This window comes from Enterobacter sp. JUb54, assembly GCF_014298075.1.
Lineage (GTDB): Bacteria > Pseudomonadota > Gammaproteobacteria > Enterobacterales > Enterobacteriaceae > Klebsiella > Klebsiella lignicola.
This window is the reverse complement of record NZ_CP060418.1, coordinates 424,590-437,791: the sequence shown is the minus strand read 5'-3', so window position 1 is coordinate 437,791 and position 13,202 is coordinate 424,590. Positions and strand designations below refer to the sequence as shown.

Annotated in this window: 11 protein-coding genes; 1 reads left to right on the top strand and 10 read right to left on the bottom strand. The window is 59.9% G+C overall.

The genetic code is table 11. The features are described 5' to 3' along the window. Positions 1-9: 9 nt before the first annotated feature. The 9 genes from HF679_RS01930 to dalD form a co-directional block, all read right to left on the bottom strand. A complete protein-coding gene (locus HF679_RS01930; RefSeq protein ID WP_123755519.1) occupies positions 10-873 on the bottom strand; it encodes an ABC transporter ATP-binding protein in 864 nt (287 codons plus the stop codon). Then, complete coding sequence (locus HF679_RS01925) at positions 845-1,750, bottom strand: ABC transporter permease (protein WP_123755093.1); 906 nt, start codon at positions 1,748-1,750, stop codon at positions 845-847. The genes HF679_RS01930 and HF679_RS01925 overlap by 29 nt, the downstream gene beginning before the upstream one ends. Continuing rightward, positions 1,747-2,784 carry an ABC transporter permease gene (locus HF679_RS01920; RefSeq protein WP_123755094.1) on the bottom strand — a complete coding sequence of 346 codons (1,038 nt, stop codon included), beginning with the start codon at positions 2,782-2,784 and terminating at the stop codon, positions 1,747-1,749. The genes HF679_RS01925 and HF679_RS01920 overlap by 4 nt, the downstream gene beginning before the upstream one ends. After that, positions 2,781-4,403 carry an ABC transporter substrate-binding protein gene (locus HF679_RS01915; protein WP_154144233.1) on the bottom strand — a complete coding sequence of 541 codons (1,623 nt, stop codon included), beginning with the start codon at positions 4,401-4,403 and terminating at the stop codon, positions 2,781-2,783. The genes HF679_RS01920 and HF679_RS01915 overlap by 4 nt, the downstream gene beginning before the upstream one ends. A gap of 105 nt (positions 4,404-4,508) precedes the next feature. Next, on the bottom strand, positions 4,509-5,663 hold the full coding sequence (locus tag HF679_RS01910; RefSeq protein WP_123755096.1) for a mandelate racemase family protein: 1,155 nt from the start codon (positions 5,661-5,663) through the stop codon (positions 4,509-4,511). Positions 5,664-5,982: 319 nt separating this feature from the next. Further along, positions 5,983-6,639: an HAD family hydrolase gene (locus HF679_RS01905; RefSeq protein ID WP_123755097.1), complete on the bottom strand. Its 657-nt coding sequence runs from the start codon at positions 6,637-6,639 to the stop codon at positions 5,983-5,985. Between the two features lie 60 nt (positions 6,640-6,699). Then, a complete protein-coding gene (locus HF679_RS01900; RefSeq protein WP_123755098.1) occupies positions 6,700-7,977 on the bottom strand; it encodes an RbtT/DalT/CsbX family MFS transporter in 1,278 nt (425 codons plus the stop codon). Positions 7,978-8,046: 69 nt separating this feature from the next. After that, positions 8,047-9,510 (bottom strand): xylulokinase, encoded by a 1,464-nt coding sequence (gene xylB, locus HF679_RS01895; protein WP_123755099.1) that lies wholly within the window; start codon positions 9,508-9,510, stop codon positions 8,047-8,049. 9 nt (positions 9,511-9,519) lie between these two features. Continuing rightward, positions 9,520-10,887: a D-arabinitol 4-dehydrogenase gene (dalD, locus tag HF679_RS01890; protein WP_123755100.1), complete on the bottom strand. Its 1,368-nt coding sequence runs from the start codon at positions 10,885-10,887 to the stop codon at positions 9,520-9,522. A 209-nt stretch (positions 10,888-11,096) separates the two neighbouring features. On the opposite strand from dalD, the gene HF679_RS01885 reads away from it, so the two are divergent. Then, positions 11,097-12,038, top strand: a complete 942-nt coding sequence (locus tag HF679_RS01885; protein WP_123755101.1) for a sugar-binding transcriptional regulator — start codon at positions 11,097-11,099, stop codon at positions 12,036-12,038. 32 nt (positions 12,039-12,070) lie between these two features. On the opposite strand, the gene HF679_RS01880 is transcribed toward HF679_RS01885, so the two are convergent. Then, entirely contained in the window at positions 12,071-13,081 is a 1,011-nt protein-coding gene (locus HF679_RS01880) for a substrate-binding domain-containing protein (RefSeq protein WP_123755102.1), read from the bottom strand. Positions 13,082-13,202: the final 121 nt, after the last annotated feature.

The following is a 13,202-nucleotide window of genomic DNA, read 5'->3' as shown; positions in this document are numbered from 1 at the left end:
ATCCGCTCCTTATTCCGTAAGCCAGCTGGCCTGGCGCTGTAGCACCGGCAGCACCGGGCGACGATGTTGCATATCCGGTAACGCGTTAATCAGCCCCTGCGTGTAGGGATGGCGGGCGTTATCGAGTTCGTTGGCCGCAATGGACTCCACCACCCGTCCGGCGTACATCACCAGCACCCGGTCGCAAAAACTGCGCACCAGGTTGATGTCGTGGCTGATAAAAATCAGCCCCAGCCCGCGCGACTTGACGAGGTCATCGAGCAGCCCCAGCACCTGCAGGCGCACGGAGACGTCCAGCGCCGACGTCGGTTCATCGGCGATGATCAGCTCCGGGTCGGTGATTAACATCATGGCGATCATGATCCGCTGCCCCTGGCCGCCGGAAATTTCGTGCGGATACAGGCGGTAGACCCGCTGCGGATCGCGGATACGCACGACGTCCAGCATCTCCAGCGCTTTGGCTCTGGCCTGCGCTTTACGCCCGGGGTTGTGGGTCAGCCAGGCTTCGGCCACCTGATCCCCGACGCACACCACCGGGTTCAGCGAGTATTTCGGGTCCTGCATAATCATCGAGATGCGCTTGCCGCGGATGGTGCGCATTTGCGCTTCGCTCTGCTGACGCAAATCGATATCGCCAAACTGCATGCGGCTGGCGGTGATCCGCGCCTTTTTCGGGTGCAGATGCAGCAGCGCCCGCCCGACGGTGGATTTTCCCGAGCCGGACTCCCCGACAATCGCCAGTTTTTCCCGGCCCAGTTGGAAGGAGACGCCGCGCACCGCATGGGTCACCGCGCCGCCGTTGACAAAATCGACGCACAGATCGCCGACGTCGAGTAGTGGTGCATTATTCGCTGCGAGGATCGAGGATGTCACGTAAGCCATCTCCTAAGAAGTTGAATGCCAGGCTGTTAATCAGAATCGCCAGCCCCGGAATCGTTACTACCCACCAGCACTCCATCATGTAGGTGCGCCCGCTGGAGATCATCGCCCCCCACTCCGGCTCCGGCGGCTGCGCGCCAAGGCCGAGGAAGCCCAGACCGGCGGCGGTCAAAATAATCCCGGCCATATTCATGGTGATGCGGATAATCACCGACGGCAGGCACAGCGGGACGATGTGTTTCCACAGCACCCGCGCCGGAGAAGCGCCCTGCAAACGCACGGCGGAGATAAAATCCGCCTGGCGCAGCGACAGGGTTTCAGCCCGCGCCAGACGCGCAATCGGCGGCCACGCAGTCAGGGTGATGGCAATCACCACATGCTCCAGCCCCGGGCCTAATGCCGCCACAAACGCCAGCGCCAGCACCAGGCTCGGGAAGGAGATGAAGATATCGGTCACCCGCATCAGCACCATATCCACCTTGCCACCGAAGTAACCGGCGCTCACCCCCAGCAGCAGGCCCAGCGGCCCAACGGTGACCGACACCAGCAGCACGATATACAGAGTGATCCGCGAACCGTAGACCAGGCGGCTGAAGATATCGCGGCCAAACTCATCGGTGCCGAACCAGTGTTGGGCATCCGGCGCGCTGAGCGCATTGTTCAGATCCTGAACCAGCGGGTTGTAGGGGGCGATCCACGGGGCGAAAATCGCCACGATCAGCAGCAGGCTGATAATCCCGCCGCCCACCGCCGTCAGCGGGTTGCGCGCCATTTTACCGATGAATCCGGCGCCCCACGCCAGGGTGCGCATAACCCGCCGGCGGCCTTCAGTACCGCCGCGTTGCAGCGGCGTCTCCAGAGAAACGGTCATGATTTGGTCCTCGGGTCAAAGCATTGATACAACATGTCAGAGAGCAGGTTGAGCATGACGAAGATCACCCCGACCAGCAGCACGCAGCCCATCACCGCATTCATGTCGCCCAGCAACAGGCTGCCGGTCAGATAAGAGCCGAAGCCCGGCCACGAGAAGACGGTTTCAATCAGCACCGCCCCTTCCAGCAAGGCGCCGTAGGCCAGCGCCACCACGGTGAGCAGCTGTACCAGGATATTGCGGAACGCGTGATTCCAGATAACCTGGCGCTCGGTTAAGCCCTTCACCCTGGCGGTGATAATGAACTCCTGAGACAGCTGCGCCAGCATAAAGCTGCGGGTCATGCGGCTGATGTAGGCCAGCGAGTGAAAGCCCAGTAAAGAGGCCGGCAGGATCAGGTGGTTGATGGCGTTCCAGAACACCTGGCTGTTGCCCGCCAGCAGCGCGTCGACGGTCATCAACCCGGTGCGTCGCGGCACGATGCCGTCGAGGCCGAGATCCACCCGTCCGGCACCACCGACCCATCCCAGCCAGGCATAGAACACCAGCAGCCCCACCATCCCGACCCAGAAGATCGGCGTCGAATAGCCAGCGAGGCTGATAATACGCACCACGTAATCGCTCAGGCTGTTGCGCCGCGCCGCCGCCAGCACGCCCAGCGGAATGCCGAGACCGGCGCCGACGATAATCGCCATGGTCGCCAGTTCCATGGTGGCCGGGAAGACGCGGATAATATCGTCCATCACCGGTTTACCGGTCAGCAACGCATTGCCTAAATCGCCGTGCATCAGGTTGTAGAAGTAGATCGCAAACTGCGTGGGCAGCGAGCGGTCAAAGCCCATCTGCTGATAGACCTGTTGATAGGTGCTCTGATCGGCATCCGGGCCAACAATCGCCAGCACCGGGTCGATAGGCATCACCCGGCCGATGGTGAAGGTCAGCAGCAGCAGGCCAAACAGGGTGATCGCGACCTGCAGCAGACGGGTTGAAAAGCGCCGGGCGCGAGAGCCGGGGGAAAACAGCATGGTGCTCATCCTTTCTCTCCTTCGCTGACTTTATAGACGTCGCGTAAAAAAGTGGTGGCGGAGGGGTGCGGCTGATAGTCCTTGACCTCATGACGCACCACCACCGAATCCACCATTTGTGACAACGGGATCAGGGCCGGCACCAGTTGGTCGTAGCGGGTCTGAATCGCCTGGTAGTCAGCGACCTGTTTTTGCGGATCGCGTTCGAGCAACGCGCGGTCGATCATCTCGTTGAGCGGCTTATCGTAGAAACCGGTACGCCAGCCCTGGAAGTTGGTCAGCCGGGCGGCATCGCTGTTATCCGGGTTGTAGACCAGCGCGCGCAGGCTGGAGTGCGGATGCGGCTCCATGCCGCTGCCGCCGCGGCCCACCAGCAGGTCGAACTGACGCTCGCGCATCGCGCCGTAGATCTGGTTGCCGGTACCGGTGATGATTTTGGCGTTAATGCCCGCCTGCATCAGCGTCGACTGTACGGCGATAGCAATGTTGAGGAACGGCTGGTCGGACAGCACCCGCAAGGTGGTGTCAAACCCGTCGGGATAGCCGGCTTCGGCCAGCAGTTTTTTCGCCCGAGGAATATCCAGCCGGTAGCCAGGGTCCGGCAGCGTCGAGGGCATCCCCGCTTTGATTGGGCGCTGATGCAGCACGCCATAGCCCGGCATCAGCGCTTTATTTATGCCCTGATAGTCAATCAGATAGCGCAGCGCCTCACGCACTTTCGGGTTGGCGAAATGCGGCTCCTTCATGCTCATCGCCACGTAGTACATCGTCCCGCGCTGAACCGCATCGATGCTCAGAGCCGGGTCATGGCGCAGCGCGTTGATATCCGACACCGCCATATTGCTGGCAATATCCAGATCGCCCTTCTCAACCATCAGACGCAGCGTTTGCGACTCCTGGAAATGGCGCAGCACCACCCGGCTCATCTTCGCCTCACCGCGCCAGTAGTTCGGGTTACGCTGCATGCGCAGGACATCTTTGGCCTGCCAGGTTTCCAGCATAAACGGCCCGGAACCGGCTTCGTGGGTGGTCAGCCAGCGGTTGCCCCAGTCGTTATCCTTCTCGTGGCTTTGCACCGTTTTGCTGTCGAGCACGCCGAGATTGCCCAGCGCGCCCAGCGAGTAAAGCACCAGCTGTGGGTCGTTGGCTTTCGGCAGAGCGATTTGCAGGGTGTAGTCATCCAGCGCCGTCACCTGCTTATCGATGTTATCTTTGCTAAAGCCGTACGATTTCCACACCGAAGCCTGGGCAAGATTGAGGTGCAGGATACGCCGCATCGACCACACCACATCCGCCGCGGTAAGCGGGTTACCCGAGTGAAATTTTACGTCCTTGCGCAGGTGGAAAGTCAGGGCACTGCCGTCCGGGGCAATGTCCCAGGACTCCGCCAGCGCCGGGCGCACATGGGTCAGTTGCTGCGGGTCAAGCTCCACCAGCGAATCGTAGAGGTTAACCACGATCCCCACCACTTCGTTGCCGGTCATCGCCGCCGGGTCGAGGGTGAGCAGGTTATTCATGTTCATGCCGATAATGAGCTGGTCGGGCGGCGTTTTGGCGTACGCCCCCCCACCCCCCATACTTATGGCGAGCGCGAGTAAACACGCTCCCATCAGGGAAGTTCTTTTCATGTCGGTATCGCCTGTAGGGTACGCCCGCCGTCGCCCGTGCCTGCGGTTACGCTGCACGAGCAAGGAGGGCTGGTTTTATTGTTATAGGGCGCTGCTGGTTATGGCTCAGTCGTGGCTGACGGTATGCGCTTCAATCCAGTTAAAGTTGATATCTTCGCCAAGGCCCGGACGTTGGGACAAATGCACAAAGCCCTCGTCGTCCATCGGGTCGACGATGCTGTTCAGGTACGCCGCCGGCTGGTCATAATCGAGGAACGGGTGCAGTAAACCGCGCTCGTACCAGCGACAGTTGCGGATCGCCCCGACCACCGCGAGGCTCGCGGCGCCGTTGCCGTGAACTTCGCAATCCATGCCGAAGGATTCCGCCAGCGCCGCCACCTTCATGGTTGGCGTAATCCCGCCCACGCCATTGGCCCCGGCACGCAGAATGTCGCAGGCGCCGGCCTTGACCCACTCCGCACGCATATGGTGTTTGCCGCCGAAGCTTTCCGGGCCGACGATCGGGATGGTCAGATTTTCAGCCAGCCAGGCGTAGGACGACATAGAGTCCTCTTCCATCGGCTCTTCAAACCATGCGAAGTCGAGTTTTTCCAGCTCCTTACCGATCCATAACGCCTCGGCGCGGCTGTACCAGTGGTAGCCGTCGATCATTAAATCAATGTCTGGCCCCACCGCTTCCCGCACCGCCGCGCAGGCTTTGATATCCATTTTCGGGTTCGGCGCAAAGGAGACCGGCGGCATCCAGGTATGCAGCTTGATGGCTTTATAGCCGCGGGCGACCAACTGTTCCGCGAAGTCCGCGTACTCCTGCGGCGTGGAGAGCCCGCCGGGCAGATCGTCGCCGCACATGGTGCTGCCGTAGGCCAGCACCTTATCGCGATAGCCGCCAAGCAGCTTATAGACCGGCATATTGAGTTTACGGCCAATCAGATCCCACAGCGCCTGCTCGATAAATGACAACGCGCGTTCGGTCAGCTGGTGCGCGCTGCCGCGCTGCCAGTGGTTGAGATCCTGCCAGATGCGCTCACGGTTAAAGGGGTCCTGCCCCACCAGCACTTTGCGAAAGAAGGTATTCACCACAAACGGCCGCACGATCTCCGGCGGCGAGAAGGAGAAGCCCTGGCTGCCGTCATCGGCAGTAATGGTCAGCATCGCCATTTTCGCCATGCTCTCTGCCCCGGGATGAGAGTGACCGGCGCTGTCGGAGACCCGACGGGTGGGATACTCAAAAACGGTCACGTTTACAGATTCAATTTTCATTATTAGTCCTTAGTACAGAGCACCTGAACGCATTCACCTGAAATGGGCGCAACAGAGTAAATCCGGAAAAACGGGCTCGTTTAATTGAAAAAGCGTTTCAATTACTAATCTAAGCACAAATTTGTAACACTGCCTCGGACAAATTCCGCTAAGCAACGGCAGAAATTTGGGCATTGGCACGACAAGGCGTGATTGTTTTCACAAAAGAGGGGCGAAATGTGATGGCGGTCGACAGGGCGTTTGAGAGCGGTGAGCGCAGCACGATGGGACGAACAGACCGTTTACATCGCCAGGGATGCCGCGCTCACCAGAAGGGTCGTTATCCTGCGGCCAGCACCGGCTCAGATTGCCGCTGCAGCCACTCGGTTAACGAATGATGACGGGCCACGGCGCCGTTAAAGCGCGGATGCTGGCAATCCGACGCCACAACCACCGTTGGAATACCTGCCGCCTGCGCGGCACAAAAACCATGATAGCTGTCTTCAAACACCAGGCACTGTCCGGCGCTCAGGCCGAGCCTGCGCAGAGTTGACAGGTACACCGCCGGATGCGGTTTTCCCCACTCATCGTCATCGGCGCTGGAAATCACGTCAAAGTACGGCCGCAGGGACAGCTTATCCAGCACCGCGGAAATCACCTGATGGGACGATGAGGTCGCCAGCGCAATGCGGTAACCCTGCTGGCGAGCATAGGCGAAGACCTCGTCAACGCCGCGCATCGCCTGGCCTTCTGCAGCGATCAGCCCGGTGATGCGGCCTAAAATGAGCGGCTCCAGCTGGTCAGGGGTGAGCGCCAGCCGGCAGTGCTGACACCACACCCGGGCAATGTCATCCAGCCGTTTGCCCTTGGTCAGAGCTTCGCATTCGCTCTCGCTGACCGTGGCGCCCAGGCTGGCCAGCGCTTCCCTCTGCGCCCGGCGCCACAGCGCTTCTGAATCAATAATGACGCCATCCATGTCAAAAATAACCGCTTTCATGCTTAGCTTCTCTCTTCTGACCGGGCGGATATGACCGCCATATTCGCCCGGTAACGACAATCAGGAAAACTCGACGCGCTTGCCGGCAGAGTCCGGCGCTACGGTAAAGCCCGGCTGCTCAACACGGATAAAGGCGCAGAGGAAAAAGGCCAGCACGTACAGTGCGGTGTAGGCCACCACCACGCCGATGGTGCTGAAGTATGGCAGCAGCACCACCGCAATGGCCGGTGCCAGGAAGTTGGACAGCCCCGCCGACAGGTTATAAACCGAGATAGCCGCCCCTTTGTGCTTCGGCTCCAGCGCCGGGAATACCGCCGCCATCGGCACAAACGCCGCCACAAAAATCCCCAGCGCAATCGCCGGTATCAGCGCCATCGCGAAGTTATGGCCGAAGTGCTGCGGAATGTAGTAAAACGCCAGGCTCGACAGCGCCATCCCGATACAGCCAAACCAGCGCACCACCCGGATCCAGCCCAGCTTTTCACCGAGGATCCCCCACAGCACGTTGGAGAAAATAGTGGTGAAGAAGAACGCCGCCCACACCTGAAGCCACTCGGAGGTGGTAAAGCCCAGCTCATCGACAAACATCAGCGGCATAATTACCGCAAAACCGAACAGCGACAGGGTGTTGATAATCCGCACCATGCTGGAGAGCAAAATATTGCGGTTGGTATAGAGCAGCGTCGCCGCGCGGCCCAGCTCGGCAAACTTCTCGCGGGTAGTGAGATTTTGCATATGCCGCGGTGTCTCAATGTGGCGCAGCGACACCAGGGCGACGATGCCGCCGGTCACGCAGAATACCAGCGCCAGCCATAACGTCCCCAGTTCACCAATATGCGGGATCGTAAAGCTCGGAATATAGCTGCCGAACACGCCAATCCCGATGGAATAGACCGCCCAGAACCAGCCCAACGCCGAACTGGCGCCTTCGCTCTTCACGTTATGGATGATGGCGACGATAAAGGAGTAGAGGAACAGCGGATAGGCAAAGCCACGAATGCCGTAGAACAACAGGATCAGCGGATAGTTGGCATGCCCGAGGCCGAATACCAGGAACAGCACATGGAACACGCACCACAACACGAAGCCAATCAGCATCGTTTTTTGCGGGGTGATAATTTCGGCGACCACACCCGAGATCCACGCCGATAACGCGGCGGCAAGGCCATACAGCGTAAAGGCGAAGGAGGCCTGGGCCGGCGTAAAGCCCAACTCCTTGATGTAGTGTGACAGGAAAGCCAGTTCAAACCCGTCGCCGGTCATGAACACGGCGATAGCGATGTATCCCCATATCAGATTCAGCGGCAAACCGAACCACTGGTTGTTATTCACGGACATAATGACCTCGTTTCTAGGGTGCAGAGAAGCAACTCCGGTGAAACCACCGGAGAGTTTTTATTATTAAAATCAATGATGTCTATAATTCAGGTCGTTCAGATATAACGATTTAAACTGTGCATAGCGCTGCATCAGCGCGTGGTGACGTTCGGGCGCGGCGCGCCAGGTCTGGTAGACCTCCGGCTTTTCGCACACCTCGGCCAGCGGTTTACCGACTGCCAGACAGGCCAGCCTCGCCGCCCCCAGCGCGCCGCCGGTTTCGCCGCCTTTGTGGGTGACCACCGGCATGTTGAGGATATCGGCCAGCAGCTGCGCCCAGAAGGGACTGCGGGCGCCGCCGCCCACCAGCGAGCACTGTGTAATTTGCGTGCCGCTCTCTTTCAGCACCTGCAAACCATCGTTAATGCCGAAACTCACCCCTTCCAGCACCGCGTAGCCCAGTTGGGCGCGCAGGCTGGCGTGCGTCATCCCCCAAAACATCCCACGCGCGTCAGGATCGTTATGCGGCGTGCGCTCCCCGGAGAGATACGGCAGGAACATCGGCGCGTTGGCCTTTTCCGCCTCGCTGAGCTGGGCGATCTCCTCCAGCAGCGCCACTTCGGTGGTGCTGGTTAAGCGGCAGAACCACTGCAGACAGCTGGCGGCGCTGAGCATCACGCTCATCTGGTGCCACAGATTGGGCAGCACATGGCAGAAAGCATGCACCGCCGACTGGGGCGCCGGACGGTAGGCGTCAGTCACCACAAACAGCACCCCGGAAGTGCCGAGGGAGATAAACGCATCTCCCGGCGAAACCGCGCCAACGCCAATGGCGCTGACCGCGTTATCGCCCCCGCCGCCGGCCACCACCACCGAGGCATTTAATCCCCAGCGCGCCGCCACCTGCGGGTCGAGCGTGGCGGAAACCTCGCAGCCTTCGACCAGCGCTGGCATATGGCTTCGCGACAGGCCGCACTTATCCAGCAGTCCATCGGACCAGTCGCGTTTCGCCACGTCCAGCCACAGCGTCCCGGCGGCATCGGACATATCAGAAATTTTTTGCCCGCTCATTTTGTAGCGCAGATAGTCCTTCGGCAGCATCACCGTGGCCGTGCGCTGAAAGTTTTCCGGCTCGTGACGGCGTACCCACAGCAGTTTCGGTGCGGTGAAGCCCGGCATTGCCAGGTTCCCGGCCACCTGATGCAGTTCGGGTGCCATCTCCTCAAGCTCGCGGCACTCCTGCGCGCAGCGGGTGTCGTTCCACAAAATGGCCGGGCGGATCACCTCCCCGCGGCTATCCAGCAGCACCGCCCCGTGCATCTGCCCGGAGAGGCCGATGGCCTTAATCGCGGACCAGTGGCCGGCGCATTTCTCCCGCAGCGTGGCAATCAGGTACTCCGTCGCCTCCCACCAGGCCTGCGGCGCCTGCTCTGACCAATGCTGATGGGGCCGCTGAATACTCAGCGGCGCGCTATGGCTGGCAACCACATCATTGTTCTCGTCAATGACCAGCGCTTTGACTTCCGACGTTCCGAGATCGATTCCTAAATACATCGCGCGCTCCTACTGCATCAGTGAATAGACTGCCGCCACTTTCTCGCGCAGCAGGGCCAGGAAATCATCCCGCTCGCTCAGGGAGCCAAACAGCGCCCGGTCTTTGGCATAGCAGGCGATGGGGTCGCTGGATTCGAACATCTCGTGCACCGCCTGAGCGTCAAGAATGCCGTCCTGGTACTCGTAAGGCAGAGTGCCTTTGTGCCACTGCTCCATAAACACGAAGAACAGCGCCGGCAGCATGGCGGTGGCCTCCGGGCGAGCGCCGCGCTGGTAGCATTCCTGTAACGTCGGGGCGATCATCGCCGGAATTTTCGAGAAGCCATCCGCCGCCACCCGCTGGTTGGTGTCCTGGATGTACGGGTTGGTAAAGCGCTTAAGCACCACGTCGCGATAGGTCGCCAGGTCGATCCCGTTATCTCCCAGGCACGGGATCACATCTTCGGTGACGTAGCGGTCGGCGATGGCGTAGATAAAATCGGTCAGGGTGCTCTCATGGATATAGCGCTGGCCGATCAAGGTTCCGGCCCACGCGATGCAGCTGTGGGAGGCGTTCAGAATGCGGATTTTCGCCTCTTCGTAAGGAATGACCGACGCGACCATCTCCACGCCGACGGCTTCAAGGTCCGGACGCACGTCGCGGAAATTATCTTCAACCACCCACTGAATAAAGGTTTCGCCCATCACCGGCGCACGATCGTCGATGCCGGTTTGCGCTTTAATGCGCGCCGGCAGATCCGCCGCCGGACGCGGCGTGATGCGGTCAACCATGGTGTTCGGGCAGGTCGCATTCTCCGCCAGCCACGCTATCACCGCCTGCTTGCCGGTTAACTGCAGGAACTCCACCAGCCCGTCATGAAAACGTTCACCGTTGTGGCGCACGTTATCGCAGTTGAGCAGCGTCAGCGGCCCGGCATTGTCGGCCATCCGCTTTTCCAGAATGCGCGCAATGGTGCCATAAATGGTGGCGCAGCCGCCCTGCAGGTCGGACTGGAGATCCGGGTTGCTGGTTTCCAGCTTATGGCTGGTGTTCAGGTAGTACCCGCCTTCGGTCACGGTGAAGGCAATGACTTTGGTCTGCGGCTGCGCCCCTTCGGCAATCAGCGGTTGCAGGTCGGCCTGCCACGGCAGCAGTTTTTGAATCGAGGTGATCTCTTCGTACTCGCGCTCCCCGTCCGGGCTGACGGTTTCCAGCACATAGCGCCCGTTTTGCGCCGCCAGCGCCTGCACCACCTGCTCGGCATCCGAACGAATATTCCCGGCAGCGATATGCCAGCGCCGATCGCCCCCGGCAATCAGACGATGGAGGTACCACGCCTGATGCGCACGATGAAAAGAACCCAGACCGATGTGAAGCCACGTGTATTGCTGATTCATATGCTGATCTCCTTGAGTGTATGCGGCTCACTGTAGATGATCATTAGACCTAATTAAGAGCGATAGATCACAAAAGATCAATTGACCATTAAAATTACAAATGACCAATTCAGAGCAAAAGCTTGCCTGTTTATAAAACCGCAGCGAAAATGCGGTGATACGGGTTTACCGGCAATCACGCCGGCTGGACAGGCTTAAGGCAGGGGATCATGGGTAAAGAAGATGACATCAGGCTGGATCAGAAGGTCCGCGCGGCATGGATGTACTACATTGCCGGACTCAATCAAAGCGAGATAGCCAGCCAGCTGGGCACCTCAAGGCCGGTGGTCCAGCGTATGATCGCCGCCGCCAAAGAAGAGGGCATCGTCTCCATTGGCCTTCACCACCCGGTGGCAAACTGTCTCGACTATGCGCAACTGCTACAGGAAAAATATCAGCTGATCGCCTGCAATATCGTCCCCGCCTGGAGCGAAGAGAGCACCCTGGAGAGCGTCTCCTTCGGCTGCTATCAGCTGATGGCCCGCTATCTGCAGGACGATAAGGCGAAAATTATCGGCATCGGCTCCGGGCTGACGCTGAAAAAAACCATGCAGCGCATCGACTTTGATAGCCTGAATACCCGTTGCGTGGCGCTGATTAGCGCCATGGATGCCGACGGACAGTGTAACTACTACGATGATGTTCCCCTGCTGCTGGCGCGTAAAATTCAGGCCAAATACTATCAATGGCCCGCGCCGCGCTATGCGCAAACGGTGGATGAACATGAGATGTGGTGCACCAGCCGCCTGTTCCGCAACGTTTCAGGGGTGGCGCAGCAGGCGGACGTGATTTTCGTCGGGATCGGCCCGCTGGGCACCAACAGCCCGATCTTTAAAGACGGTTTTATCAACCAGGCGCAGCTGGACGAACTGACGGCCCAGGGCGGCATCGGCGAGATCCTTGGCCGCTTTATCGATGCCGAAGGCGGCGTGGTGGCAAGCGATATCAATCGGATGATCACCAGCTACGATATTCGCCAGAATCAGTGCCCGCGCATCGCGGTGGCCTGCGGCGAGTACAAGCGCCCGGCGATCCTCGCGGCACTGAAAGGCGGCTGGATCAACGGCCTGGTAACCGATGAGCACACCGCGCGCTGGCTGCTGACCCGCTAGCGGCGGCCGCGCAGGCCGCCCCTGGCAGGCGCTCAGAGATGCTCGCGACTGTCGATCAGCAGCGGCGGGATTTCAATCAGCCGTTTGCTGGCGTCGTCGGCGTCGATAAGGCTAAACACCGCCTCCAGCATCGCCTGCACATTCTGCTGCACCATATCGATATCGTGGCCCAGCAGGAAGACAAACGGGTCCCAGTCAAAACAGCCCATCGGCGGCTGTTCGGTGCCGGTTAACCCCCGCTGCGCCAGCCATCTGACCACCCCTTCAAGCGAGATCGTCGAGTTGACGAAAAAGCCCTGCAGGTGCGCCTCCCCGGCGCCGAAGCGGGCCTGCATGCAGGCTTCCACTTTGCCCTTTGAGTAACCGGGTGCGAGTACATTCTCTTCCGGCACCTCGAGGCCGCGCTGCCGATGCGCATCGCGGAAGCCGCGCAGACGTTCAAGGGTGTTGTGGTCGCTGCTGCGTCCGCCTACGAAAGTCAGCGGCGCCAGGGTGCCGTGACGCCTCAGGCTGTTATCGAGGATTTTATCCGTCAGCGCTCTGGCCCCGGCGTAGTTATCGGAGATAACCGACGGCGCCAGCGTGCCCGGCAGATCGAGATTGACGGTGGGCACCCCCGCCTGCTGGCACAGTTCGGTGATCGTGTCCGGGTTGGTTGCCCCGGTCGCCACCACCCAGTCGACCTGCCAGGAGAGCATCGCTTTGACCGCTTCAATTTCCAGCTCCGGACGGCGGCGGGTACAGGTGATAATCGGCAGCAGGCCGCGCTCACGCGCCATCTCCTCGAAGCTTTCCACCACCGAGCCGAAGTAACGGTTATCGTATTTGGGAACGATCATGCCAATCACATTCGATTTTTTGCTACGCAGCATGCTCGCCTGACGGTTTATCGCATAGCCCTGCTCCTGGGCGATCTGCGTGACCTTTTCCGCCAGCTTTGCGCTGATGCGGCGCTTTTTCCAGTTGCCATTGAGGATCGCGCTCACCGCGCTTGCCGACACGCCGGATAATTCCGCCAGATCGTAGATAGTGATTTTTTTCATTTTCCCAACTTACGTCACAAATTCATTTCGCTGTTAATTTCCCCACTTGCTCAATCGATGAAGCTGGCGCTACATTGGCTTCATCGATTGAGCTACCACTATACTCCATACCGTATTGCGT

Bases quoted from the DNA above. Each gene is read 5' to 3' on its own strand.
- HF679_RS01915 (WP_154144233.1), bottom strand. From the start codon at position 4,403: ATGAAAAGAACTTCCCTGATGGGAGCGTGTTTACTCGCGCTCGCCATA.
- HF679_RS01885 (WP_123755101.1), top strand. From the start codon at position 11,097: ATGGGTAAAGAAGATGACATCAGGCTGGATCAGAAGGTCCGCGCGGCA.
- HF679_RS01905 (WP_123755097.1), bottom strand. From the start codon at position 6,639: ATGAAAGCGGTTATTTTTGACATGGATGGCGTCATTATTGATTCAGAA.
- xylB (WP_123755099.1), bottom strand. From the start codon at position 9,510: ATGTATTTAGGAATCGATCTCGGAACGTCGGAAGTCAAAGCGCTGGTC.
- HF679_RS01910 (WP_123755096.1), bottom strand. From the start codon at position 5,663: ATGAAAATTGAATCTGTAAACGTGACCGTTTTTGAGTATCCCACCCGT.
- HF679_RS01920 (WP_123755094.1), bottom strand. From the start codon at position 2,784: ATGAGCACCATGCTGTTTTCCCCCGGCTCTCGCGCCCGGCGCTTTTCA.
- HF679_RS01900 (WP_123755098.1), bottom strand. From the start codon at position 7,977: ATGTCCGTGAATAACAACCAGTGGTTCGGTTTGCCGCTGAATCTGATA.
- HF679_RS01925 (WP_123755093.1), bottom strand. From the start codon at position 1,750: ATGACCGTTTCTCTGGAGACGCCGCTGCAACGCGGCGGTACTGAAGGC.
- HF679_RS01880 (WP_123755102.1), bottom strand. From the start codon at position 13,081: ATGAAAAAAATCACTATCTACGATCTGGCGGAATTATCCGGCGTGTCG.
- dalD (WP_123755100.1), bottom strand. From the start codon at position 10,887: ATGAATCAGCAATACACGTGGCTTCACATCGGTCTGGGTTCTTTTCAT.